This is a genomic window from Actinokineospora sp. NPDC004072 (assembly GCF_053604195.1).
The window spans coordinates 49,221-73,624 of sequence record NZ_JBSGHB010000001.1 but is presented as its reverse complement, the minus strand read 5'-3'; the positions used below and the strand labels follow the sequence as shown (position 1 = coordinate 73,624).

The 24,404-nt window shown below is 72.9% G+C and carries 23 protein-coding genes; 9 read left to right on the top strand and 14 right to left on the bottom strand.

The window, feature by feature from the left end:
- Positions 1-20: 20 nt before the first annotated feature.
- The 11 genes from ACWEPX_RS00330 to ACWEPX_RS00280 form a co-directional block, all read right to left on the bottom strand.
- Positions 21-1,244, bottom strand: coding sequence for an acyl-CoA dehydrogenase family protein (locus ACWEPX_RS00330; protein ID WP_451894871.1), 1,224 nt, complete (start codon positions 1,242-1,244; stop codon positions 21-23).
- Positions 1,241-2,557 carry an ATP-grasp domain-containing protein gene (locus ACWEPX_RS00325; RefSeq protein WP_451894870.1) on the bottom strand — a complete coding sequence of 439 codons (1,317 nt, stop codon included), beginning with the start codon at positions 2,555-2,557 and terminating at the stop codon, positions 1,241-1,243. The genes ACWEPX_RS00330 and ACWEPX_RS00325 overlap by 4 nt, the downstream gene beginning before the upstream one ends.
- Complete coding sequence (locus ACWEPX_RS00320) at positions 2,554-3,825, bottom strand: MFS transporter (RefSeq protein WP_451894869.1); 1,272 nt, start codon at positions 3,823-3,825, stop codon at positions 2,554-2,556. The genes ACWEPX_RS00325 and ACWEPX_RS00320 overlap by 4 nt, the downstream gene beginning before the upstream one ends.
- Positions 3,822-4,847 (bottom strand): NAD(P)/FAD-dependent oxidoreductase, encoded by a 1,026-nt coding sequence (locus ACWEPX_RS00315; protein WP_451894868.1) that lies wholly within the window; start codon positions 4,845-4,847, stop codon positions 3,822-3,824. Before ACWEPX_RS00315 ends, ACWEPX_RS00320 begins: the two co-directional genes overlap by 4 nt.
- Positions 4,847-6,391, bottom strand: coding sequence for a class I tRNA ligase family protein (locus tag ACWEPX_RS00310; RefSeq protein WP_451894867.1), 1,545 nt, complete (start codon positions 6,389-6,391; stop codon positions 4,847-4,849). The genes ACWEPX_RS00315 and ACWEPX_RS00310 overlap by 1 nt, the downstream gene beginning before the upstream one ends.
- A complete protein-coding gene (locus tag ACWEPX_RS00305; RefSeq protein ID WP_451894866.1) occupies positions 6,391-7,671 on the bottom strand; it encodes a lysine N(6)-hydroxylase/L-ornithine N(5)-oxygenase family protein in 1,281 nt (426 codons plus the stop codon). The genes ACWEPX_RS00310 and ACWEPX_RS00305 overlap by 1 nt, the downstream gene beginning before the upstream one ends.
- 330 nt (positions 7,672-8,001) lie before the next feature.
- Positions 8,002-8,715, bottom strand: a complete 714-nt coding sequence (locus ACWEPX_RS00300) for a LuxR C-terminal-related transcriptional regulator (RefSeq protein ID WP_451894865.1) — start codon at positions 8,713-8,715, stop codon at positions 8,002-8,004.
- A 658-nt stretch (positions 8,716-9,373) separates the two neighbouring features.
- Positions 9,374-10,615 carry a hypothetical protein gene (locus ACWEPX_RS00295; protein ID WP_451894864.1) on the bottom strand — a complete coding sequence of 414 codons (1,242 nt, stop codon included), beginning with the start codon at positions 10,613-10,615 and terminating at the stop codon, positions 9,374-9,376.
- 61 nt (positions 10,616-10,676) lie between these two features.
- Complete coding sequence (locus ACWEPX_RS00290) at positions 10,677-12,044, bottom strand: FAD-binding oxidoreductase (RefSeq protein ID WP_451894863.1); 1,368 nt, start codon at positions 12,042-12,044, stop codon at positions 10,677-10,679.
- Positions 12,044-12,367 carry a hypothetical protein gene (locus ACWEPX_RS00285; RefSeq protein ID WP_451894862.1) on the bottom strand — a complete coding sequence of 108 codons (324 nt, stop codon included), beginning with the start codon at positions 12,365-12,367 and terminating at the stop codon, positions 12,044-12,046. Before ACWEPX_RS00285 ends, ACWEPX_RS00290 begins: the two co-directional genes overlap by 1 nt.
- Positions 12,364-12,750, bottom strand: coding sequence for a cupin domain-containing protein (locus tag ACWEPX_RS00280; protein WP_451894861.1), 387 nt, complete (start codon positions 12,748-12,750; stop codon positions 12,364-12,366). The genes ACWEPX_RS00285 and ACWEPX_RS00280 overlap by 4 nt, the downstream gene beginning before the upstream one ends.
- Positions 12,751-12,964: 214 nt before the next feature.
- On the opposite strand from ACWEPX_RS00280, the gene ACWEPX_RS00275 reads away from it, so the two are divergent.
- Genes ACWEPX_RS00275 through ACWEPX_RS00255 form a run of 5 tightly spaced genes read left to right on the top strand, consistent with a single transcriptional unit; the run spans position 12,965 to position 17,763 of the window.
- Positions 12,965-14,566, top strand: coding sequence for an ABC transporter substrate-binding protein (locus ACWEPX_RS00275; protein WP_451894860.1), 1,602 nt, complete (start codon positions 12,965-12,967; stop codon positions 14,564-14,566).
- Positions 14,560-15,537, top strand: coding sequence for an ABC transporter permease (locus ACWEPX_RS00270; protein ID WP_451894859.1), 978 nt, complete (start codon positions 14,560-14,562; stop codon positions 15,535-15,537). The genes ACWEPX_RS00275 and ACWEPX_RS00270 overlap by 7 nt, the downstream gene beginning before the upstream one ends.
- Positions 15,534-16,364, top strand: a complete 831-nt coding sequence (locus ACWEPX_RS00265) for an ABC transporter permease (protein WP_451894858.1) — start codon at positions 15,534-15,536, stop codon at positions 16,362-16,364. Before ACWEPX_RS00270 ends, ACWEPX_RS00265 begins: the two co-directional genes overlap by 4 nt.
- Entirely contained in the window at positions 16,361-17,152 is a 792-nt protein-coding gene (locus ACWEPX_RS00260; RefSeq protein WP_451894857.1) for an ATP-binding cassette domain-containing protein, read from the top strand. Before ACWEPX_RS00265 ends, ACWEPX_RS00260 begins: the two co-directional genes overlap by 4 nt.
- Complete coding sequence (locus tag ACWEPX_RS00255; RefSeq protein WP_451894856.1) at positions 17,152-17,763, top strand: ABC transporter ATP-binding protein; 612 nt, start codon at positions 17,152-17,154, stop codon at positions 17,761-17,763. Before ACWEPX_RS00260 ends, ACWEPX_RS00255 begins: the two co-directional genes overlap by 1 nt.
- Here the strand turns inward: ACWEPX_RS00255 and ACWEPX_RS00250 are convergent.
- The 3 genes from ACWEPX_RS00250 to ACWEPX_RS00240 all read right to left on the bottom strand — a co-directional run bounded on the left by ACWEPX_RS00250 (position 17,741) and on the right by ACWEPX_RS00240 (position 20,483).
- Entirely contained in the window at positions 17,741-18,583 is an 843-nt protein-coding gene (locus tag ACWEPX_RS00250; RefSeq protein WP_451894855.1) for a hypothetical protein, read from the bottom strand. The genes ACWEPX_RS00255 and ACWEPX_RS00250 overlap by 23 nt on opposite strands.
- A gap of 133 nt (positions 18,584-18,716) precedes the next feature.
- A complete protein-coding gene (locus ACWEPX_RS00245) occupies positions 18,717-19,994 on the bottom strand; it encodes a DUF6801 domain-containing protein (protein WP_451894854.1) in 1,278 nt (425 codons plus the stop codon).
- 75 nt (positions 19,995-20,069) lie between these two features.
- Positions 20,070-20,483, bottom strand: a complete 414-nt coding sequence (locus tag ACWEPX_RS00240) for a MarR family winged helix-turn-helix transcriptional regulator (protein ID WP_451894853.1) — start codon at positions 20,481-20,483, stop codon at positions 20,070-20,072.
- Between the two features lie 79 nt (positions 20,484-20,562).
- Here ACWEPX_RS00240 and ACWEPX_RS00235 point away from each other — a divergent pair, with 79 nt between their 5' ends.
- The 4 genes from ACWEPX_RS00235 (at position 20,563) to ACWEPX_RS00220 (ending at position 24,400) form a co-directional block, all read left to right on the top strand.
- A complete protein-coding gene (locus ACWEPX_RS00235; RefSeq protein ID WP_451894852.1) occupies positions 20,563-21,630 on the top strand; it encodes a substrate-binding domain-containing protein in 1,068 nt (355 codons plus the stop codon).
- An 87-nt stretch (positions 21,631-21,717) separates the two neighbouring features.
- On the top strand, positions 21,718-22,344 hold the full coding sequence (locus ACWEPX_RS00230; protein ID WP_451894851.1) for an AmiS/UreI family transporter: 627 nt from the start codon (positions 21,718-21,720) through the stop codon (positions 22,342-22,344).
- Complete coding sequence (locus tag ACWEPX_RS00225; RefSeq protein ID WP_451894850.1) at positions 22,344-23,381, top strand: aliphatic amidase; 1,038 nt, start codon at positions 22,344-22,346, stop codon at positions 23,379-23,381. Before ACWEPX_RS00230 ends, ACWEPX_RS00225 begins: the two co-directional genes overlap by 1 nt.
- A gap of 2 nt (positions 23,382-23,383) precedes the next feature.
- Positions 23,384-24,400 carry an AAA family ATPase gene (locus ACWEPX_RS00220; RefSeq protein ID WP_451894849.1) on the top strand — a complete coding sequence of 339 codons (1,017 nt, stop codon included), beginning with the start codon at positions 23,384-23,386 and terminating at the stop codon, positions 24,398-24,400.
- Positions 24,401-24,404 lie beyond the last annotated feature (4 nt).

The following is a 24,404-nucleotide window of genomic DNA, read 5'->3' as shown; positions in this document are numbered from 1 at the left end:
CGCGGTCCGGACGGGGTGGGTCAGGCGGGCGGCTTGTCCACGATGCCGAGCATGATCCGCAGGGACGGCTTCTCCCCCAGCAGGTACGCCCCGACGGACTGGGTGACCCGGTCGCCCGCGGTCACGTGCTGGCGGATCGCCGCGGCGTCGCGCAGCCAGCGGTTCATCGGGTCGCCGTCGCGCAGGGTCGAGGCGCCGAGCAGGTCGCAGAGCTTGCGGGTGACCGAGCGGGCCATGCCGAAGGCCGCCCAGCCGGCCAGCGCGGGCGCGCCGCGCTCGTCGGGGGTGAGGTCGTCGAGCGTGCCGATGCCGTCGGCGGTCACCTCCCACACCCGCTCCAGCGACCGGTAGACCCCCGCCCTGGCCACGTAGTACTCGGCCTCGCACTCGGCCAGGGCGATCTGCACGTTCTCCAGCTTCGGCCACGGGGTGCCCGACATCCGCTCGACCCGGCCCTCGATGACCTCGCGGGCGTGGTCGAGGGCGGCGCGGGCGATGCCGAGGGAGACCCCGCACATCGTGCGCTGGATGACCTCCGGCTGCACCAGCGGGCCGTTGGGCACCTTGGGGCTGTCGAAGGTCAGCGTGTGGCTCTCCGGCACGAACACGTCGGTGATCCGGTAGTCGCAGCTGCCGGACCCGCGCAGGCCCATGGTGTGCCAGTTGTCGATGCTCTCGACCTGCTCGCGCGGGACGAAGAACAGCCGCGACTCGTGCGGGTTGCTGCCGTCCGGGCTGGCGTAGGGCTCGCCGTTCTCGTAGACGAAGGCGCCCGAGCCGATCCAGTCGGCGTGCGTCGAGCCGCTGCCGAAGGGCCACCGCCCGCTGAGCCGGTAGCCGCCGGGCACCTTCTCGGCGCGCCCGATCGGCATGATGACCGCCGCGGTGCACATGTCCAGGCTGAACATCCGGCGCGCCTCGTCCTGGTCGAGGAAGTTGGCGTGCAGGCCGATGTCGGAGCCGAGCTTGGCGCACCAGCCCGTCGAGCCGTCGCCGTAGGCGATGGTCTCGATGACCTCCAGCTGCTCCATCGAGGTCATGCCCGGGCCGCCCCACTCGCGGCTGAACCCGATCCGGAACACGCCCGCCTCGCGCAGCATCCCCACCACGTCGTCGGGCAGGCGCCGGTTGCGCTCGATCTCGTCGGCGCGCTCGCGCAGGACCGGCACCAGGGCCTTGGCGTTGGCGATGATGTCGGCGCCGGTCAGCGGCACTTCGGCGCGCACCGGCTCGGTGATCGTCATGCGGGAACTCCCTCTTCTTCGTCGATGTCGAGCAGTCCGGCAGGCATCTCGAACGCGGAGCCGGGCGCGGGCGGGTCGACCGGGTCGGCGTCGACCCGCACCAGGGCGGCGGCCGCGGCCAGCCGCTCGGCGCAGGTGCGGCTGTCCTCGGCCGCGCACACCACGAACGAGTGGCGGGCCAGGTAGCCGCCGGGGGGCAGCCGCAGGGTCGTGCCCGGGTCCACCATCGGCGACGCGGTGACCAGGCCGGGGGCCTCGGTCGGCACGGTCACCGACCGGACCAGGCAGTCGGCGGCCGGGTAGCCGAACCGGATGCCCGCGACCCCGGTGCGGGTCATGGCCACGTCGGGCCGCCGCCCGGTGGTCACGTCGAACAGCACCTCGCCGGGGTCGATGCCGGTGGCGGTGCGGCCCAGGAACGGGATCAGGTCGCCGCCGAGCCTGCCGTTGACCTCGATGATCAGCGGGCCGCGGGCGGTGAGCCGGACCTCGGTGTGGGTGATGCCGTTCTCCACGCCGAGCGCGCGGTGCGCCCTGGTCAGCACGTCGAGCAGCACCGGGTCGCGCAGCAGCGGGTCGTCGGCGGCCACGACGTGGCCGACCTCCTCGAAGTACGGCGGCTCGCCGGTCTGCTTGCGGGCCACGAACATCGGCAGGTACTCGCCGTCGTGGACCGCGCCGTCGACGCTGATCTCCGGCCCCTCGGCGTAGCCCTCGACGATCGCCTCCGCCCGGTAGCGGCTCTGGTCGACGGTGGCCGCGCCCATGGCGACGCCGAACGCGGCGTCGAGCTCGGACTCGTCGGCGGCGCAGACCACGCCGATGCTCGCGCCCATCGACCGCGGCTTGAGCACCACCGGGTAGCCGATGCGCCGGGCCGCCGCCCGCGCCTCCTCCAGGGTGGACGTCAGCGCGTACCCGGGCTGGAGCAGCCCTTCCGCGGTGAGCGCGGCGCGGGTGCGGTGCTTGTCGCGGCAGCCGCGCACGCCGTCGACGCCCAGGCCGGGCACGCCCAGCTCGGCGGCCAGCTCCCCGGCGGCGAGCACCACCGGTTCGTCCCAGCACATCAGGCCCGCGATCCGCTGGCGCTGCGCGACCTCGCGGGCGCTGGCCAGCATCTCGTCGGGGTCGAACACGTTGGTCAGGACGATCTCGTCGAAGTAGGCCCGCTGCCAGGTGGGCCGCAGGTTGTTCAGCAGCACCAGCCGCAGGCCCGCCGCCCTGGCGCGGCGGTGGATGGACTCGACCAGGTACTCGCGGTAGAGCTTCAGGCCGCTGCCGATGACCAGCAGCGCGCCGGTGGACTCGGTCATGACTTCTCTCCCACCACGTCCGGTTCCAGATCGGGGGTGGACTCCGGTGCGGGGGCCGGGGCCTGCTTGAGGCCGTGCAGGTGCAGCGACCCCGCGATGAGCGACAGCAGGGCGCAGAAGCCCCAGAACGCGGTGCCGCCCAAGGAGGTCCAGATGGCCAGGCCCAGCACCGGGCCCAGGGCGGCGCCGGTGCCCATCAGCGTCTCGCGGGTGCCCAGGTAGCGCCCGCGCAGCGGGGCCGGGAACGTCGCCGAGTGCGCCGAGGTGCTCGGGCCGTGGATCATCACCCCGCTGGTCACCAGCAGCACGCCGACGATCACGAACGCGGGGTGCTCGGCCATCATGCCGTAGAGCAGGTAGCCGACGCCGCTGACGAGGTTCCCGGAGAACCCGGCGAAGCGCTTGGGGATCCGCACGATGTAGGTGGTGATCTTCAGCTCGCACGTGATCAGCACGATCGAGGAGATCATCAGCACCGTGCTGTAGAGGCTGGTCGGGTAGCCGCTGTCGATGATGTTCAGCGGCAGCACGGCCATCGACGCGCCGTAGACGAGCATCCCGCACATGCTGGCCACCAGGAAGCACAGGAACCGGTGGTCCCTGACCATCGTGGCGTACACCGCTCTGGCGCTCATGGCGGGCGCGCTGGGCGCCCCGGACTCCGGCTTGCCGTGCCCGACGTCGCGCGGCAGCACCGCGAACGCCAGCACCGCCCACGCCGCGGCCGTGGCGGCGTCCACCCAGAACAGCAGGTTCCAGTCGACCAGGATGAGCACCGCCGCCACCATCGGGGCCACGGCGGCGCCGATGTTGAGCGCGATGCGCATCATCGAGAAGCCCATGACGCGGTGCTCCTCGGGCATCAGGTCGGCGATGAGCACCGCCGCCGCAGGCCGGTACGCCTGGGTGGACAACCCGCAGAGCCCGACCACCGCGAACAGCGCCCACGGCAGCTCGGCGCCTGCGACGGCGGGGATCGTGGCCACCAGCGGCGCGGTCGCGCCCATCGCGGCCACGATCGTCAGCCGCGAGCCCAGCCGGTGGGTCAGCTCCCCGCCCAGCATCCCGCCGAAGATCGCCCCGACGCTGTAGGCGGCCAGGCAGACGCCCGCGACGCCGATCGGCGTGCCCTGCGCCGTCAGGTACAGGATCAGGAACGTCTGGACGAACGCGCCCAGCTGGTTGATGAGCATGCCGCCGAGCAGGTAGGCGACCGGGGTCGGGGTCGCCCGCAGCACCGCGAGCACCCCGGTCCGCGCCTGGGTCATGCCGCCACCTCCACCATCGCCTCGGCGATCCTCCCGGCCACCAGCGGGGCCGCGGCGAAGCCGTTGCCGCCGCAGGCCGACCGCGCCCACACCCGCGGCAGGACCTCGCTCAGCACGGCGCCGTCCGCGCCCGTCGCGTAGTGGCACTCCTTGACGCCCACCACCTGATAGGCGTCCACATCGGACAAGATCTGGTCCTCCACGACGCGCTGGGCCCAGTCGAACCCGTCCACCGCGTCGACGCTGGGCACCTCCCGGCACGCGGCGTCGGTGCTGATCTTCAGCAGCGCGCCGTCGCCGGGCGGCACCAGCCAGCCGCGCCCGTCGCGGCCGATGCGCCCGACCCCGGGCGCCTGCTCCCACCAGGCCGCCAGGTGCTCCGGCGGGCGCAGGTACACCATGGTCTGCCGGTGCAGCCGCACGGCAGGGCCGAGCAGGTCGCGGGTCCACGGCCCGCCCGCGACCAGCACGAGGTCGGCCCCGAAGGTCTCCCCGCCCGCCCGCACGCGCCCGCTGTCGACGGCGGTGACCGGGCAGTGCGGCCGCAGCCGCACGCCCTCCCGGCCCGCCAGCCACCCGGCGGCCCCGCGCAGCACCCGGTCGGCCAGCAGCACCCCGGCGTCGGTCTCGACCACGCCGACCGCGCCCTCGGGGAAGCGCACGTGCGGCAGCGCCGACGGGTCCGCTGTGGACAGGGCGATCCCCGCCGCGGCCGCCGTGGCGACCGCGGCCGGGACCTGCTCCTCGGCGACCGCGGAGACGATGCCGACGCGGCGGTAGAACCGCGTCGCCAGCACCGGCTCCAGCGCCAGCCACCGCTGCTGGGCGGCCGCCATCCGGCTGCTCGCCCCGACGTCGCCCGGGACGAGCGCGTGCACCGCGCGGTGCTGGTCGTGCGATGTGGACGCCGGGTTCGGGATGGCGCCGCGGTCGAGCACGGTCACCTGGTGGCCCGCCAGCGCGCACTCGACCGCGGTCACCAGCCCGGTGACGCCCGCGCCGACGATGACGACCGCCGCCATCAGCGGCCGACCGGGGTCAGCCGGGGCAGCGCGGCGGGGGTGTACTGGGTCGTGCCGTTGGGCTCGGCCAGCATCGTGTCCGGCAGCGCGGCGGCGGCCAGGTCGATCAGGATCGGCGCGGCGCAGCGCAGGAACACCTCGACCTCGTGGCAGAAGTCGCCCGCGTCGTCGGCGGTCACCGCCCAGCGGTCCAGCCGGGCCAGCTGCTCGGTGATGGTGTGCGCGGCGTGGGTGAGGCTGAAGTGCGCCAGGTCGAAGCCGTCCCGGAAGCGCTCGAACATCCGGTAGGCCGCCGCCCGCGAGGCCGCCGACACCGGGAACGCCCCCTTGCCGACCCACTCCTGCACCTTGTCCGCCACCCGGTTCCACGGGTCGACCAGCCGCAGCGTGGTGACCCTGGCCAGCGCCTCGCGGGTGAAGTCGGTGCGCTGGAACTCCGGGCCGGTCACGGCCAGGTGGAAGCGGATCAGGTCGCGCGGCACCTCGGCCACCAGCTCCCGGCCGGTGATCACGTGCCCGCGGCTGGTCGAGAACTTCTCGCTGTTGAGCTCGTAGAACTCGTTGGTGATCCACTGGTCGGCCAGCACGTAGCCGCCCATGGCGATCAGCATGGCCGTGCCGACCACCGCGAACGGGTAGAGCGCGTCCATGCCGAGGAAGTAGACGACCCGCGTGCCGGAGTCCTCCAGCCACAGCTCGTCATCGGCCGACAGCACCGCCCCGCGCGCCTCGGCGGCCAGCGCCGTGCAGTACATGCTCCACGGCATGCCTTCCAGGTCGGCGTAGACGACCTGGCCGACGGTGTCCGGGAACGGCGCCGGGATGCCCCAGGTGATCGGCTGGGTGATGATCGCGTCGACCAGCGGCTTGGACAGCAGGTCGTCGATCAGCAGCCGCATCCGGGGCCGCATCCGCGGCCGCATGCGGGCGAAGTACTCCTCCAACTCGGCGCGGTAGTCCTCGACCGGGAACACCAGCACCTCGGCCTCCCGGTAGGTGACCGGGTCGTCGGGGTCCAGCGTCGACCGGGGGTTGATCAGGTCGCCGGGCAGGATGGGGTGCGCGCAGCTCTCGCACAGCCCGGCGCAGTTCTCCGCCAGGCAGTGCGGGCAGGTGCCGCGCACGTAGGAGTCGGTCAGGAACTCCCCCGTCGCGGTGGAGTACGGCAGCTTGACCGGCTTCAGGACCAGCTTTCCCTTGGCGCGCAGCCGGTCGTAGAAGTTGACGACCATCTTGATGAACCGGTCGTCGACGCAGCCGTAGCCGTCGATGTCGATGCCGAGCGCGGCCAGCGTCTCGGCGACCTGCCCGGCCGAGCGCAGCCGCAGCTCCTCCGGGTCGACGCCCAGCCGCCGGGCCGTTGTGACCACGTAGTTCTGGGTGAAGTGCATGCCGGTGGCCAGCAGCGCCTCGCGGTTGAGGGCGCGGGCGAAGCGCACGCACACGTCGGCGGCCAGGAACGGGCCCGCCAGGTGCCCGACGTGCAGGTCGCCGTTGGCGGTCGGCGCCGGGGAGATCACCACCGTCCGCTTGGGCTCGGCCATCACGCCCTCACCTTCGACGGGACCGCCCGGCGGGCGAGCATGTCGGTGAGGATGTCGTGGGAGCGGTGGGCCAGGACGCTGATCAGCGAGTCGGCGATGCCGTGCGTCTCCTCGTTGATGCCCTGCAGGTACAGCGCGCCCCAGGCGGAGTCGCCCATGTCCACCCGGTAGAAGCGGCTCACCGAGATCTCTTCCAGCCCGGCCTTGTCGGCCAGCATCCTGGTCAGCCGCGGGATGCCCGGGTCGTAGCCGGTGCCGAGCAGGACCAGGTCGCAGCGCAGCGGCTCGACCTTGCCGGTCATCCGGTCGCGCAGGTTGAGCACGACCTCATCGCCGTCCATCCTGGCCCCGACGACCTCGGTCATCGACCGGACGCTGGAGCGCTGCTGGCCCAGGCGCCGCTGCTGGTAGAGCATCAGGTACAGCTCGTCGAGGAACGGCGGGGCGAGACCGGCGTAGTTGGTCAGCCGCATCTCGTCGAGGATCTGCGCCCGCACCTCCGGCGCGGTGTCGTAGAACTCGTCCACAAAGGACGGGTAGAACAGCTCGTTGACGAACTTGCTGGTCTGGTAGTTCTGGAAGCCCACCGACCGCACGATGATGGTGGGCTCGCTCAGCGGCAGGTTCTCGTGCAGCGCCATGAACATCTCCGCCGCGCTCTGCGCGCCGCCCACCACGACCGGCCGGATCGGCCGGTCCTTGGGCAGCTCGGCGATGCGGGTGTTGTACTGGGCGCTGTGGACCACCCGCTCCTTGGGCAGCTCGGCGAACACCTCGGGCACCCGCGGGTCGCGCCCGCCGCCGACCACCAGGTCGCGGCAGCGGATCGTGGTGCCGTCGGTGAGCTTGACCTCCCAGCCCGAGATCTGGCCGTCGGGGTCGCGGGTGGCCTCGATGGACTCCGCCCGGGAGCTGTAGCGGATGCGCACGCGCTCCAGGTTGGCCGCCACCCACTGGAAGTAGTCGGAGAGCTCCCAGCGGAACGGGTTGAAGGTGCCGAGGTTCACGAACTCGTCGAGCCGGTTCTGGTCGTGCAGGAAGTTCAGGAACGAGAACCGGCTGCGCGGGTTGCGCAGGGTCACCAGGTCCTTCAGGAAGGAGACCTGGCTGCGGGCCCAGGGCATCAGCAGATTGCGCTGCCACTTGATGTCCGGGCTCTGTTCGAGCAGGAGGGTGCCGTGCGCGAGCTCGTCGGAGCCGGACTCCTCGATGGCCACGGCCAGGGCGAGGTTCGCCGGTCCCGCGCCGATCGCCAGCACACCGACTTCTAGGTCAGTCACATCCCACCTCGATTGTCACGTGCTCGCGAGAGATTCACGGGCAGCGGAAGCGGGCTCGGGGCCCGCTGGACTGGGGGTGTTCACGGCCATCCGGCCGGTGCATCCGAGGCTAGGTTCGCCCGCTTCCCCGGTGATAGGGGCCGGGTTCCCCTCGATCGGGGAATCTCGCCGGGGCGGCCCGCACCAGCGCAAACGCACCGGCAGGAGGGCATGCGGGGGTGCCGGAGGGGGGCAGGGAGGACTCGCCTGCTCCGCGACGGCGGGGGAAGCGCCCGTCGCCGGAGCAGGGTTGCGCGGCAGGGGCGCGCGTGCGGTGTGGACCGCGGTGGGTCAGCCGCGGCCGAGGCCCGCCTCGCGGGCGAGCACGATCGCCTGGGCGCGGTCGGCGACGCCGAGCTTGCCGAACACACCGGACACCCGGTTGCTGATGGTCTTCGGGGAGAGCGCGAGCTCCTTGGAGATGGCCGAGTTGGACTTGCCCGCCGCGATCAGCTCCAGCACGTCGCGCTCGCGCCCGGTCAGCTGGGGGAAGGGGTAGGGGCTGGTGCCGCGCATCAGCCGCAGGGTGGCGATGAACCGGCTCGCGATGGTGTTGCCGACGATCACGTCGCCCGCGGCGACGGCCTGGACCGCGCGCAGGATCTGCCGGGCGCCCGCGCTCTTGACGACGTAGCCGCGGGCGCCGAGCTGGATGGCGGTGGTGATCGATCCGTCGTCGTCGAAGGCGCTGAACACCAGCACCCCGGTGCGCGGGGACGCGCTGGCGATGCGGCTGACCAGCGCGCTGCGCGGCAGGTTGCCCGAGTCGATGTCGATGACCAGCACGTCCGGGCGGTGCCTGGCCACCGCGGCGACGGCCTGCTCGGCGGTGGCCGCCTCGGCGACCACCGCGATCCCACCCGAGCGCTCCAGCACGCTGCGCACCCCGTCGCGGGTGACCAGCTGGGCGTCGGCGACCACCACCGACAGCGCGGCGGTCGCGCTGGGCAGGATCTCCACCCCCGACGGCCGCAGGCCCACCGGCCGGAGCGGGCTTTCCCCCAATGAACGTAACGGTACAACTCCATCAGTGTTTGCCATAACGCCCATAGCCATCCTTACCATAAGCAGTGCAAACGTGATTACCAATTAACCGGCCACAATCTGCGCCCCGCGCGCGCACCGCGCGGAATAAACAGATCAACGGATGCCGGGCACCAGAATGTACGCCGAAAGCGGCCGCCGGTGTTCAGCGCTGCCGCGAAGTTCCGGCCGATTGCGCCGACCGGCTGCCCGCAGGGGCACGAGCCTGCTGGTCACGCGCCCAACCGGCCGCGCGCGGCCGCGCCGCCCGAGGTGTTCTGCGCCGTCGAACCCGACCACCGCCGCCTATAGGCCAACGCCGACCGGATAGCTCCGATGGCACCTCCACCGCGGTCCACTCCTCTCGGGTGACGCCTGCCTGCCAGTTGCCGCGAAATCACCATCCGCAACCGGATTTGGCGATTCCGGTTCCTTCTTACCACCCCGTCCGCCCGAATGGACGACCGCAAGACCAATATCCTGCGCGCGACTTCCCCCAACCTGCCTTGACACCGGCGGCCCGGCTGCCCGCAGCAGCCCGGGATCACCCGTTCGGTCTCACCCGGTGCGGCCCGCGGGTGCGCGAAATGGCGAAGGGGCTGCCCGCAGGCACCCGCCTGCAGGCAGCCCCCGGTGCTGGTCAGCCCGTCTTCGCGGCCTCGTCGCCCGCTACCTGGACCGTGCGGAAGACCGAGATCGACCGGACGGCGTCCAGGTACGGCGTCCCCTCGGTGTAACCGGTGCCGGAAGCGTCACCGAGCATGCGCACGGCCAGCCGGTAGTGTGTGTTGCGCCACCGCAGCACCGCCTTGGCGAAGCCGCGCATCGCCTCGGCCAGCCGCCCCAGGTCCACATCGGAGAGGCTGCCGGAGGCGCTGACCTCCTGGAAGGCGTCGTCCAGGGTGGTGAGCTGCCCGATCCGCAGCCGCACCTCGGGCACCGAGAGGTACGCCGAGGAGTCCACCCGCCCGCGGTCCGGCGTCCGGCACAGCGACTCCACCAGCTTGTAGTTGCGCGACTGGATCGCGCTGGCGCCCTCGGTGAACTGGCGGAACAGCCGGAACGACTCCACCTGCATGGTCGCCAGCATGGAGAACAGCGGCCCGGCGTCCCCCAGGGCCGCGCGCGAGCCGTCCACGAAGTGCACCGCCCGGTCGACGTCGCGCTCCGCGATCGCCGCGACCGCCGCCCGCAGCTGCACCGCCAGCAGCGCGAACACCGTCTCGAAGGTCTGGAGCACCCGGAGGAAGAGGTACTCGTCGTGCACGGTGTAGACCGGCAGGATGGTCAGCTCCAGCGCCCGGCGCTCGGCGAAGGAGGTGTCCGCCCGCACCACCGAGCTGACCTGGCGGGCCAGGGTCACCGGCTCGATCTCGGAGAGCCCGCTGTCCAGCGACATGCGCCGCAGCGCAGGCCGGATCGCCCGCAGGCCGTGCTTGCAGCGCTTGGTCACCAGCGCGGGGTCCGGCCGCATCCCCGGCAGCAGGGTGGTGCGCCCGTCCAGCGCGGCGATCTCGAAGGCGAGCGCGTCGGCCACCAGCTGCACGGTGAGCCGGTCGCAGCGGGACCGGGCGAACGGGGCCTGGGTGAGCGGGTCGTCCACGGTGGGCAGGCGCAGCTGCGCCAGCGCCAGGTACGTGGGGTAGTCGTAGCGCTGGTCCGGCTTGTCCAGCGCGGTGCCGAGGAAGTCGGCCAGCGGCTGGATGTCGGCCCACGGCCCGCGCAGCGTCGGCAGGAGGTCGCGGACCTCGGCCAGGGCTTTGAGCAGCTCGGGGGGCACGAAGTGCTTGCCGGTGCTGTGGAAGTGCCGAACCACGGCGTCGAAGGGGAAGGTGTGCGGATCCGGGTCGTGCAGCCACGACCGGACTTCAGCTGTGAACATGGAACCTGCCGCTCGGATCGTGACCGGTGACGGCGGGGCGGGCACGCCAGTGGCCTGCTGCCTACGCCCCGACGCCCTGGTCGAAGGTGAAGACGCCGTCTGGATCCCGCTTCCGCTTGATGTCGAGCAGCCGCGGGTAGTTCGCGCCGTAGTAGGCGGTTCTCCAGTCGGTCAGGTCCGGGTCGATGAAGTTCACGTACGCCCCGTCACCGACGTGGGGCGCCAGCGCCTGGTGGGTCTCGGCCAGCCAGCGCAGGTTCGCCTCGACCACGGCTGGTTCGTCGCCATCGGCCCACGACGTGTCGATGTTGAGCATGAACAGCGCGTCGCGGTGCGGGAAGGCGGTGGCGTCGGGGGCCACGTCGCCGACCGCGCCGCCCCAGGAGAACAGGGCCGCGCCGCCGCCGTCGGGGTTGCCGCCGCCCGGCCACCGGTCCACCTGCGCCAGCAGGGTGGCGACCGCCTCGTCGGGCAGCGGCTCGGCGATGAAGTTGGTCTTGGCGGCGAACGCCCCGGCGGAGGTGTCGTGCAGGATGAAGTCCTTGGCCCCCCAGAAGGTCTCGTCGGCGATGTGCTGGCGGAACGGCCGGGCCACCGACAGCACCGGGTCGAGCAGGTCCCGCAGCTCGCGCGCCGGTCCCATGTGCATCCCGATGGCGGAGACGGTCGTGCTGTCCCCCGTGGTGGCGATGCCGATGCGGGTGGCGAACTCCCGCGGCGCCTTGGCCAGCGTCTCCTGCAGCACCGAGAACACCTTCGGCGCGTCCGCCCGCTCCCACAGCAGCAGGTAGGTGGAGCAGTCCACCACCGGCCGGGCCTGGAACTCGAAGGAGACGTTGATGCCGAAGTTGCCGCCGCCACCGCCCCGGCAGGCCCAGAACAGGTCGGCGTTCTCGGTGGCGTCGCAGCTGAGCAGCTCGCCGTCGGCGGTGACGATCTCGGTGCGCACCAAGGCGTCCGCGGTGAGCCCGTAGACGCGCGAGGTCGGCGCGGAGCCGCCGCCGAGCACCAAGCCCGCGATGCCCACGGTGGAGCCGTTGCCGAGCGCGAAGGCCATGCTCTCCGGCTCGATCGCGGCGTACACCTGGGCCATGCGCGCCCCGCCCGCCGCGGTGACGACGCCGTCGGACCCGTTGGCGCGCACGGTGTCCAGCCCGCTCATGTCCACGACGAGGCCGCTGGTCGCGGAGAACCCGCCGTAGCTGTGCCCGCCGCTGCGCGCGGCGACCGGCACCCCCGTCTCCCGCGCCCACCGGACGGCCGCCTGGACGTCGGCGACCGACGCCGCCGAGACCACCCCGAGCGGGGTGTTGGCGGCGAACCGGGTGTTGAACGGGGCGCTGCGCTCCCGGAAGCCCGCGTCGCCGGGGCGGCGCACCGGGCAGCCGACCGCCTTGGCCAGGCGGTCCCAATCGGACTCCGCAGGCATCAGCCCACCTCGTCGAGGTAGCCGTGGCCCGACGCCGCCTGCGGCGCGTAGCGCTCCCAGTTCTCGCGCAGCCGGACGCGGCCGTCGTCGGCCACCTCCGGGGTGTTGACCGTGCGCCCGCAGACCAGGTCGCCGCTGGCGAGCACGATGGTGTAGCCCAGGTGGAGGGTGCCGTCCGCGCTGCGCGTGCCGGTCAGCGCGCCGCGCCGCACCTGGCCGCCCGCGACCTCCGCCCAGACGAGGTCGCCGTCCTGGTGGTAGGCGGCGACCGCGCCGCTGTCGTCGCCGGACTTGCGGAACCGGCGGCCGTCGTAGTCGATCACGCGCCGGGCTCCGCGGCCAGGAACTCGGTGGTCATGTCGCGGTCCCACCAGATCGAGTAGTACGAGAAGTCCTCGTCGCGCTCGTTGTGCACCGAGTGGCCGATGTGGGCGGGCATGTAAACGATGTCGCCCGCGTTGAACTCCAGCCTGCCCTCGTCGCTGACCACCACGCCGCTGCCCGCCATCGCGATCATGATCTCCCGCTCGCCGTGCGCGTGCGGCTCGGAGACGTCGCCGGGGCGCACGATGCACCACGCCCCCCGGAACGGCGCGTTCATCCCCGGCCACGGGTGCAGGAGCTTGAAGTCGAGCCCGAAGTTGCGGGAGACCCGCTCGTGCTCCCCCCGGCGGATGTCCACGGACGCGGTCGCTTGCTCAGTCACGTTCCCACTCCGATCGGCAACGGTCCCACTGCTGGACGCGAGTGCTTGCCAGGGTAGGTTCGGGCGTTTCCCCGCCAGTAGAGGAAGCCATCCCGTCCGGCGGGGAATGTTCGCGCCCGCGGCTATGACCATCAGCACCGTCCGGCTTCTTGCCAACTCGATGCATTAGCAAGTTAGATGCGATCTGGTAGGTCCACCGGGCGGAGGGACGGTCATGGGTCGACGGGGTGCGCGGCGGGTGGCCGCCGCGCTGGCGCTGGTGCTCATGGCGGCGGGCTGCGGCTCCGGCGGCCGGGCCGCGCCGGGGGGCGTCCCCGACGAGCTGCGGCTGGCCATCGGCGGGGAGTCCGAGGACGGCTACGACCCCACCCTCGGCTGGGGCCGCTACGGCTCGCCGCTGTTCCAGTCGACGCTGCTGGCCCGCGACGCCGACCTCAACATCGTCGGCGACCTCGCCACCGAGCACTCGGTAAGCCCGGACGGTCTGGTGTGGACGGTGAAGCTGCGCACCGACGCCAGGTTCACCGACGGGCGGCCGGTGACCGCCGAGGACGTCGTCTACACCTTCACCACCGCCAGCCGCAGCGGCGGCCTGACCGACGTCACCGCGCTGCGCGAGGCCGTCGCGGTCGCCCCGGACACCGTGGAGCTGCGGCTCAAGCAGCCGCGCAGCACGTTCATCAACCGGCTGGTGTCCCTGGGAATCGTGCCGAAGCACGCGCACGGGCCGGACTACGCCCGCAAGCCCATCGGCTCCGGGCCCTTCCGGTTCGTGCAGTGGGACCAGGGGCAGCAGCTGATCGTCGAGCGCAACGAGGACTACTACGGGACCAAGCCCGCCTTCCGCAGGGTGGTCTTCGTCTTCACCGGCGAGGACGCCACGATGGCCGCGGCGGGCGCGGGCCAGGTCGACATGGCGGCGGTCCCCTCCGCGATGGCCACGGCGACGGTGCCGGGCATGCGGCTGGAGGCCGTCGAGTCGGTCGACAACCGCGGGATCGTCTTCCCCTACGTCCCCGACACCGGCAAGCGCACCCCGGACGGCCAGCCCATCGGCAACGACGTCACCGCCGACCGGGCGATCCGCCAGGCGGTCAACTGGGCGGTGGACCGGCAGGCGCTGGTCGACGGCGTGCTCGAAGGCTTCGGCACCCCGGCGACCGGCCCGGTGGACGGCCTGCCGTGGTACGAGCCCGCCTCGGCGCTGCCCGGCACCGACCAGCAGCGGGCGCGCTCGATCCTCGACGCCGCGGGCTGGGTCGACGGCGACGGCGACGGCATCCGCGAGCGCGGCGGCCAGAAGGCGGCCTTCGACCTGCTGTACCCGGCCGCGGACTCGCTGCGCCAGGGCCTGGCGCTGGCCGTGGTCGACATGCTCCGGCCGGTCGGGATCGAGGTCACCGCCCGCGGCGTGGCCTGGGACGAGATCGACAACCGGCTGCACGCCGACGCGGTGCTCTTCGGCTGGGGCAGCCACGACCCCACCGAGATGTACAACCTGTACTCCTCGAAGCAGGCGGGCGTCGAGTACTGGAACCCCGGCTACTACGCCAACCCCTCGGTCGACGCGCACCTGGAGGCGGCGATGGCCGCGACCGACCAGGAGGCGGCGAACAAGCACTGGCGCGCAGCCCAGTCCGACGGCGCGGGCGGCGGGTTCGGGCCCGGCGCGGACGCGGCCTGGGCGTGGCTGGTGAACCTCAAGCACACCTACTACGTCGACGAGTGCCTGGACCTCGGGCCGCGGCGGATCGAGCCGCACGGGCACGGCTGGCCGATGACCGCGGGCATCACCTCCTGGCGCTGGACTTGCTAGGCGCGCTCGCGGGCCGCGCCGCCCGGCTGGCGGTGCTGCTCGCCGCGGTGGCGGCGGCGTCGTTCGCGCTGATGGTCAATTCCCCGGTCGACCCGGTCGACGCCTACGTCGGCGCGGACATCGCGGCGGTCGGGCCGGAGCAGCGCGCGCAGATCGCCGAGCGCTGGGGGCTCGACGACCCGCCGCTGGAGCGCTTCGCGGCCTGGTTCGGCAACATCGTCCAAGGCGACCTCGGCTGGTCGCTGACGTTCAACCAGCCGGTGGCCCAGGTGATCGGCGAGCGGTTCCTCGCCAGCCTGGCGCTGATGGCGGCGGCGTGGCTGCTCTCCGGGGTCATCGGCTTCGGCCTCGGCGTGCTCGCGGGCGTGCGCCGCGGCGGGCTCGCCGACCGGCTGGTGACCTGGTGGGCCTACACCCTGGCCTCGGCCCCGACGTTCTGGGTCGGCCTGCTGCTGCTCTACGTCTTCGCGGTGTCGCTGGGCTGGGCGCCGCTGTGCTGCGCGGCGCCGGTCGGGGTGCTGGCCGAGGACGTGACCTTCCTGGACCGGGTGCACCACCTGGTGCTGCCCGCGGTGACCCTGTCGATCGTCGGGGTGGCCCCGGTCGTGCTGCACACCCGCCAAGCCGTGGTGGAGGCGATGGAGAGCGACTTCGTCACCTTCGCCCGCGCGCAGGGCGAGACCACCTTCGGCCTGGTCGTGCACCGGGTGCTGCGCAACGCCGCCGCCCCGGCCCTGCTGCTGCAGTTCAGCTCCCTGGGCGAGCTGTTCGGCGGGTCGGTGCTGGCCGAGCAGGTCTTCTCCTACCCCGGCCTCGGCGCGGCGACGACCAAGGCCGCCCTGGGCCAGGACGTGCCGCTGCTGCTGGGGATCGCCTTGTTCACCACGGTGTTCGTCTTCGTGGGCAACGCGATCGGCGACTTCGTGCACGCCAAAGTGGACCCCCGCGTCGCCGTGGGGGGCAAGCGATGACCGCGCTGCTGGCCGACCGCAGGCGGCGCACCCTGCTCTGGATCGGGCTCGCCGTGGCGGTGGTGCTCGCGGTGCTCATCGCGGGCACGCTCAGCGCCGCCACCGCGCAGACGACCCACCTGGAAGACCGCAACCTCGGCCCGTCGGCCGAGCACCTGTTCGGCACCGACCGGCTCGGCCGGGACATGCTGGCCAGGACGCTGGCCGGGCTGCGGCTGTCGCTGCTGGTGGGCACCGCGGCCGCGCTGATCTCGGCGCTGATCGCGGTCGTGCTCGCGTGCGCGGCCGCGGTGTTCGGCGGGGTGGTCGACCGGGTGGTCGGGTGGCTGGTCGACCTGTTCCTGGCGCTGCCGCACCTGGTGCTGCTCATCCTGCTGGCCTTCGCCCTCGGCGGCGGGACGCAGGCGGTGGTCATCGCGGTCGCGGTGACCCACTGGCCGACGCTGACCCGGGTGCTGCGCGGGCACGCCCGCCAGGTGGTCACCGCGGACTACGTGGCCGTGGCCCGCGGGCTCGGCCGCGGGCGGGCCTGGATCGCCACCCGGCACCTGGCCCGGCACCTGCTCGGGCACTTCGTGGTGGGGACGGTCCTGCTGTTCCCGCACGCGATCCTGCACGAGGCGGCGCTGTCCTTCCTCGGCCTCGGCGTCGACCCCGGCGAGCCGTCGATCGGCGTGCTGCTGGCCGAGTCGATGCGCCACCTGACCGCGGGGGCGTGGTGGCTGGCCGTGCTGCCGGGGCTGTGCCTGCTCGTGGTGGTCAAGCTCGTCGACACCATCGGCGAGAACACCCGGGCGCTGGTCGACCCGAGGAGCGCGCACCTGTGAGCCGGGCCCTGCTGGAAGTCGACCAGCTGACGGTGTCCTTCACCCAGTACGAGCGCGGGCTGCGCAGGCGGGTGGTGACCGCGCTGTCCGGGATGGACCTGCGGGCCGCCGAAGGCGAGGTGGTCGCGCTGGTGGGGGCCAGCGGGGCGGGCAAGAGCCTGCTCGCCCACGCCGTGCTCGGCCTGCTGCCGCCCAACGCGAGCGAGGGCGGCGAGGTGCGCTTCGACGGGGTCGCCGTGCCGCCCGCCGCGCGCAGGCGGCTGGCCGGGCGGGAGATCGGCCTGCTGCCGCAGTCGGTGTCCTTCCTCGACCCGGTGACCCCGGTGGGCCGCCAGGTGCGCCGCTCGGCGCGGCTGGCCGGGCTGCCCGACCCGCGCGCCGCGGCCGAGGCCGCGCTGGCCGCCCGCGGCCTCGGCCCTGAGGTGCTGCGCCGCTACCCGCACGAGTTGTCCGGCGGCATGGCCCGCCGGGTGCTGGTGGCGATGGCCACCTTGCGCACCCCGCGGCTGGTCATCGCCGACGAGCCGACCCCGGGCCTGCAGCGCGACGGCGCGACCGCCGTGCTGGACGAGCTGCGCGCGCTGGCCGACGGCGGCTGCGCGGTCGTCCTCATCACCCACGACCTGGTGGGCGCGCTGGACGTGGCCGACCGGGTGGTGATCTGCCAGGACGGCCGCACGGTCGACGAGGTGGAGCCCGCGGCCTTCGCCCGCGACGAGCTGGCCCACCCCTACACCCGCGCCCTCTGGCACGCCCTGCCCGCCAACGGCTTCCGCTGGGAGATCTGATGCTGCGCGCCCGGGACCTGCGCTTCCGCTACGGCAGGCGGCTGCCCTGGATCGTCGACGGCGCGGGCGTCGACATCGCCCCCGGCGAGGTCGTCGGGCTGCACGGGCCCAGCGGCGCGGGCAAGAGCACCTTCGGCAGGCTGCTCGCCGGGCTGCTGCGGCCGGAGTCCGGCCGCGTCGAGGCCGACCGCCCGGTCCAGCTCGCCCTGCAGCACGCCGACCGGGCGATGGACCCGCGCTGGACGATCCGCGAGGTGCTGGCCGAGGCGAGCCCGGCGGCCGCCGACCCGGAGCTGGTGGCGCCCGCCTGGCTCGACCGCTACCCGCACGAGCTCAGCGGCGGCGAGCTCCAGCGGGTCAACCTCGCCCGGGCCCTGCTGGCCCGGCCCGGCTACCTGGTGGCCGACGAGATCAGCACCAGCCTCGACGCCCTGACCCAGGCGCGGGTGTGGCGGCTGCTGCTGGCCCGCGCCCGGGCCGAGGGCATCGGGCTGCTGGTGATCTCCCACGACCTGCCGCTGCTGGGCGCCGTCGCCGACCGCACGCTCACCTGGGAGCAGGTGCGCGCCGGGGCGGCCGAGCCAGCGGCTAGCTCCAGGCGATCGAGCTGACCTCGTCGTTGAGCCAGTACAGGTCGCCCCAGCTGTACCAGTAGCCCAGCGCGGGGCCGCCGCGGTTGGCGTGCAGGAAGTGCAGGGCGGCGCAGCCCGCGTAGGTGCGGAAGGACTCGATCTCGTCGTTCCAGCCCGAGGGCAGCGAGGCCGCGATCCAGTCCGGGTAGTCGAACTCCTTGTCCGGGTCGCAGCCCCACGGCGCGGAGTAGATGAGGCTGGAGCCCTCGTAGTCGTCGCTGGAGTACTCGATGCCGATGACGGTCGAGCCCGGGTCGGCCATCGTGCCCGCGGCCCGGTTGACCGCGTCGGTGAACGCCGGGTCGATCGCGGGCCCGCGCGGCGCGGAGGTCACCCGCCCGCCGGTGGCCGCGGTGATGGCGGCGCGGAAGCTGGCGTGGCAGGTGGTCGTGCCGTCGGCGAGGGACACCACGCAGTGCCGCGCCTGCTCGGCGTGGGCGGTGGTCGGGACCGCCAGGGCGGTCGTGGTCAGGATCGCGGTGATCGCGCTTCGCATTCTCATGCACGCACGGATGGGGATGCGCCGCCGTTGATACGTATCGCCGTGGGTAACGGGTCCGATTCGGTTGCCCTTGCTGGCGGGCGGTTGCGCGCTCGTCGGGTCGTCCGCGCAGGCCGCCGCGGAGGTGCAGGCGTGCGCGGGCACCGAGGTGACCACGTACCAGCCGCCGCTGACGCTGGCTCTGCGACCGACCCGCTTCACCGTCTCCGGGATCCACGCCAGCTGCACGAACCCGGCCGCGCCCTCCGGCTCCTCCACCGAGGCGTTCACCATCCCCGCGTCCTGCCTCGTGATCACCGAGGGGCCTTCGCCCCCGGCACCGGCGTCGGGGTCGTCACGCTGCTGACGCCGAACCTGCTCCAGTGCGCCACTGCGGGGATCGCCAGCGTCGCCGGGCCGACGACGCTGGCGATCCACCAGCCCTGAGCGCTCAGGCCGCGGGCGCGAGCCCCAGCCGCAGCGAGCTGGCGCCGGTGAAGGCGGTGTTCAGGTAGGGCGTCAGCCAGCCGCAGCCGGTGAACTGCGGCATGGTGAACGTCCCGGTCAGCTCGCCGAGCGCGCCGGTCAGGGCGACCTCGACGGGCCCGTCGGCGCGGCAGTCCGGCGTCGGGTGGGTCTGGCCGAACCAGCGGAGGGTGGGGGCGGTCAACGTGGTCGTCAGCCTGCCGGTCAGGTCGCCGTCGGCGAGGCTGCCGGTGATCTCGGCGGGGCCGAAGACGAGGTCGACGCCGAAGCCGCCCCACACCGTCGCGGTGCTCGGGTCGAGCGAGCCGGTGGCGGCGAGCCCGTCGCCGTCGAAGGCGGCGGTGGCCGTGCCGGAGACCGCCAGGTCGGCGCGCCACGGGCCGAGCACGGCCGCGCCCGTGACGCCGTAGGCGAGCCTGCCGGGGTCGGTGCGCACGAACACCGGGACGCTGGCGTCGCTCTCCTGGCCGATGGTGTCGCGGGAGCGGATCGTCACCGGGTACTCGGTGTCCGGCTTGAGCCCGGTGATGGTCGCGCTCGGCACCGGGACCGTGGCCACGAGGTCGTGCCCGAGGTAGACGGCGTAGTCGCGCAGCGGCAGCAGCGTGCTCGACGCCGTCCACGCCACGGTCAGGCTGCCCGGCCCGGCGTCGGTGGTCGTGATGACCGGGCGGGGCGGGCGCTCGTCGATGACGTTCTCGACCCGGAGCTGCCCCAGCGCGGTGTCCTGCCCGGGCTCGGGGGCGCAGCCGAACTCCACCGGCGCGGACCACTGCTGCCCGTCGGACACCGACACCTGCACGGCGGCGTCGGCGGCGGAGAAGGTGACCACGCCCAGCGCCTCGGGGAACACGTGCCGGGGGAACACCCCGTGCGCGGTGAAGGAGAATGGCCCCTGCGCGGGCACCGGCGTCTCCGGGATGGCCGCGCCGACCCCGCGCGCCTCCCCCGCGAAGGCGACCGACAGCTCCAGGTGCCCCCGCATCGCCCGTACCCCGCCTGCCCGCAGCGCCGCGGTCACCTCGGCCGGGACCGACACCTCGGCGGACACCAGGAACGGCGCGGTCTGCACCCGCGGCCAGGCCCGCACCGGGAGCTGTTCGCGCACGACGACGCCGAGCGCCGCTTCCCCGACACCGGGCACGGCGCAGTCGTAGGTCAGCGCGCCGGTGTCCGCCGCGGCGGGCTGCACCCCGGCCCAGCCCGCCCCCAGCACCAGCGCCGCGACAAGAAGCTTCCGCATAGCAGCATGATCAGGTTCGACCCGGGCGCGCGGACACCGCTGAACGGCCGCCTGCCGCGTCCTCCCCCTCGGCCGTCAGGCAAGTGGGCGGTCCCGGGAATCGGCCAGCCGGTGCAGCAGGTCCAGCGTCGGCGTCCCGGCCCCGGCGAGCAGGTCGCGCTCGACGTCGGCGACCTTGACCGCCAGGCGCTTGTGCAGCGCCCGCCCGCGCGGGCTCAGGTACACCCGGACCCGGCGGCGATCGGCCGGGTCCACCTCGCGGTAGACCAGCGCCGTGCTGACCAGCTTGTCCACCACCCTGGTCAGGGTCGGCCCGGTGGCCGAGGTCCGGTTCGCCAGCTCGGCCATCGCCAGGCCGCGCTGCTCGGCCAGCGCCTCCAGCACCAGCCACTGGTCCAGGCTGAGCCCGTCGGGTCGCAGCACGTTCTCCACCTGGGCGGTCACCGTCCGCACCGCCCTGGTGAGCGCCCTGGTCAGCGGCTCGGCCATAATCCTCCCTTGCGCGAGACGGCTCCGATTGTAAGACTTCCAGGTGGAAGCAACTCCCCCGAGGTCCGAGGGTGTCCGGATGGCACAGGTCGCCGCGCGGGACACCGAGTGGCGCGTCGCGCTGGTGATCCCCCTGCAGGGTCCGGCCGGTCTGTTCGGGCCCTCCTGCGAGGCGATCGCCGAACTCGCCGCGCGCGAGCTCAACGCCGAGGGCGGGATCCTGGGCCGCGAGGTGACCTTCGAGGTGGTCGACGGCGGCGCCCCGCCCACCAGCGTCGCCGAGCAGGTGCGCGACCTCTTGGCCGAGCACCGCATCGACGCCGTGACCGGCTGGCACATCTCCTCGGTGCGCAACGCCCTGGCGCCGGTCGTGTCCGGTCGGGTGCCGTATGTGTACACCTCGCTGTACGAGGGCGGCGAACGCCGTCCGGGCATCTTCTGCACCGGTGAGACGCCGCGCGCGCAGATCGCGCCCGCGCTGCGGTGGCTGCGGGACAACCTGGGCGCGCGGCGCTGGTTCGTCGTCGGCGACGACTACGTCTGGCCGCACGCCTCCACCGCCGCCGTGCGCCGCTACGCCCACGAGCTCGACCTGCGCATCGTCGGCGAGGCGTTCGTCGGCCTGGGCAGCGGCGACATGACCCGGCTGATCCAGCAGGTGGAGCGCACGCCGTGCGACGGGGTGCTGATGCTGCTGGTCGGCCAGGACGCCGTGGAGTTCAACCGGCGCTTCGCCGCGCGCGGGCTGCACGAGCGGCTGCTGCGGTTCAGCCCGCTGATGGAGGAGAACATGCTGCTGGCCAGCGGGGGCTCGGCCACGCGCGACCTGTTCGTCTCCGCGGCGTACTTCCGCTCGATGGTCAACGCCGACGCGATGGACCTGCTGGGCCGCTACGTCGGCGTGCACGGCCCGGACGCGCCCGCGCTCAACAACGCCGCGGAGTCCTGCTACGAGGGCCTGCGCACGCTGGCCACCCTGGTGCGCAGGGCGGGCACCACGGGGCTGACCGAGCTGAACTCCGCCATCGACGGCGTCGCCTACCACGGTCCACGCGGGACGGTGGAGTTCCACGGGCAGCAGGCCGCGCAGAGCGTGCACCTCGCCCGCGCCGACAGCCTCGACTTCGAGGTCATCACCCGGCTGTAGAACCGTCTCGATCGGACTCTTGACGCGCTGGCGCGCGGCCCATTAGTTTCACCCGAAATTATTCCGATCGAAGCCTTTGGAGGCGTGGTGGGCGACGTCGGACTGCTCTACGTGGGTGCGGTGCTGCTGGTCAACGGCTTGATGCTGCTCGGGAGGGTGCCCGCCCGCTCGGCCGCGGCGTTGAACCTGTTCGTCGGGGCACTGCAGGTCGTCACGCCCACGGTGCTGCTCATCCAGGCCGACGGGAACCCCGACGCCGTCCTCGGCGCGTCGGGCCTGTACCTGTTCGGCTTCACCTACCTCTACGTCGGGATCGCCAACCTGGCCGGGCTCGAACCCGAGGGCATCGGCTGGTTCTCGCTGTTCGTCGCCGGGGCCGCGGTGGTCTACGCCGGGATCTCCTTCTGGCGCAACGGCGATCCCGTCTTCGGCGTGATCTGGCTGTCCTGGGCCCTGCTCTGGGCGCTGTTCTTCCTCGTGCTCGGCCTGGGCAGGACCGAGCTGACCCGGTTCACCGGGTGGGCCGTGGTGCTGCTGAGCCAGCCGACGTGCACCCTGCCCGCATTCCTGTCCATGACCGGGGCCGCGCCGTCCGGCGCGGGCGCTGGCCTGCTCGCCGCAGGCCTGGCCGTCGTCCTGGTCGCGCTGGCCGCCTGGCTGGCGGCCCGACCGCTCCCCATCGTCCCGCAACCCGCGCTAGCCAAGGAGAACTGATGCGACACGGTGACATCTCCGCCAGCCCCGACACCGTCGGCGTCGCGGTGGTCAACTACAAGATGCCCCGGCTGCACACCAAGGCCGAGGTGCTCGACAACGCGCGCAAGATCGCGGACATGCTCATCGGCATGAAGTCCGGCCTGCCGGGCATGGACCTGGTGGTCTTCCCCGAGTACTCCACGCAGGGCATCATGTACGACCCGGCGGAGATGTACGACACCGCCGCGAGCGTGCCGGGCGAGGAGACCGAGATCTTCTCCGCCGCCTGCCGCGAGGCCAACACCTGGGGCGTGTTCTCCATCACCGGCGAGCGGCACGAGGACCACCCCAACAAGCCGCCGTACAACACCCTGGTCCTGATCAACAACAACGGCGAGATCGTGCAGAAGTACCGCAAGATCCTGCCGTGGTGCCCGATCGAGGGCTGGTACCCCGGCGACAGCACCTACGTCACCGAGGGCCCCAAGGGCATGAAGATCTCGCTGATCATCTGCGACGACGGCAACTACCCGGAGATCTGGCGCGACTGCGCGATGAAGGGCGCCGAGCTGATCGTGCGCTGCCAGGGCTACATGTACCCGGCCAAGGACCAGCAGGTGCTGATGGCCAAGGCGATGGCGTGGGCCAACAACTGCTACGTCGCGGTGGCCAACGCCGCCGGGTTCGACGGGGTGTACTCCTACTTCGGCCACTCGGCGATCATCGGCTTCGACGGGCGCACGCTCGGCGAGACCGGCGAGGAGGAGTACGGCATCCAGTACGCCCAGCTGTCGCTGTCGGCGATCCGCGACGCCCGCGAGTTCGACCAGTCGCAGAACCACCTGTTCAAGCTGCTGCACCGCGGCTACTCCGGCGTGCACGCCGCGGGCGACGGCGACAAGGGCGTCGCCGACTGCCCGTTCGACTTCTACAAGACCTGGGTCACCGACGCGCGCAAGGCCCAGGAGAACGTCGAGGCGATCACCCGCAGCACCGTCGGGGTCGCCGACTGCCGGGTGGGCGAGCTGCCCGTCGAGAAGACGATGCAGGCGTAGGCATGCCCTTCCTGACCGACATGTACCACGAGCAGAACCGCCGCTCCGGGGCCGAGCAGGCCCCGGGGCGGCGGCCCCCGGCGCTGTTCGACCCGGCCGCGGCCGCCGAGCGGCTGCGCGCAAGGGTGATCGGCCAGGAAGCCGCGGTGGCCGCGGTGGTCAGGGCGATGACCCTGGCCGCCGCGGGCGCGAACGACCCGCGCAGGCCGCTGGCCAACCTGCTGCTCGTCGGGCCGACCGGGGTCGGCAAGACCGAACTGGTCCGGCAGGTGGCCGCGGTGGTGCGGTCCGGGCCGGACGACCTGTGCCGGGTCGACATGAGCTCGCTGGCCCAGGAGCACTACGCCGCCTCGTTCACCGGCGCGCCGCCGGGCTACGCGGGCAGCAAGGAGGCGTTCACCGTCTTCGACCGCACCACCGTCGAGGGCGATCCGTACACCCCCGGCGTGGTGCTCTTCGACGAGGTGGAGAAGGCGCACCCGACGGTGCTGCGGGCGCTGCTGCACGTGCTGGACAACGGCTCGCTGCGGCTGGCCAACGGGCAGCAGACGATCTCCTTCCGCAACAGCTACGTGTTCCTGACCTCCAACCTCGGGTCGACGAAGCTGTCGCGGGAGCGCTCGCGCAGGCGGCGCAGGCGCGACGGGGAGGCCATCGTCCGCGACGCGGTGCGGGACTTCTTCGACGTGGAGTTCCTCAACCGGCTGGACGAGACCGTCGTCTTCGGCGAGTTCGACGCCGCGACCGCGCACGAGGTGACCCGCGCGGAGGTGGCCGAGTTCCAGGCCAGGATGCGGCGGCGGGAGGTGGCCGTCGAGGTCGACGACGCGGCCGTCGCCCTGCTGACCGAGGTCGGGTTCGACCCGGTCTACGGCGCGCGGGGGCTGCGGCGGGCCCTGCGCACGCTGCTGGCCGACCCGGTCGCCCACGCCGTGCTGCGGCTGCGGACCACCGCGTCCGAGCCGCTGGCGCTGGTGGCGACCGCGGTGGGCGGGTCGATCGCGGTGGCCCAGAAGTAGCGCA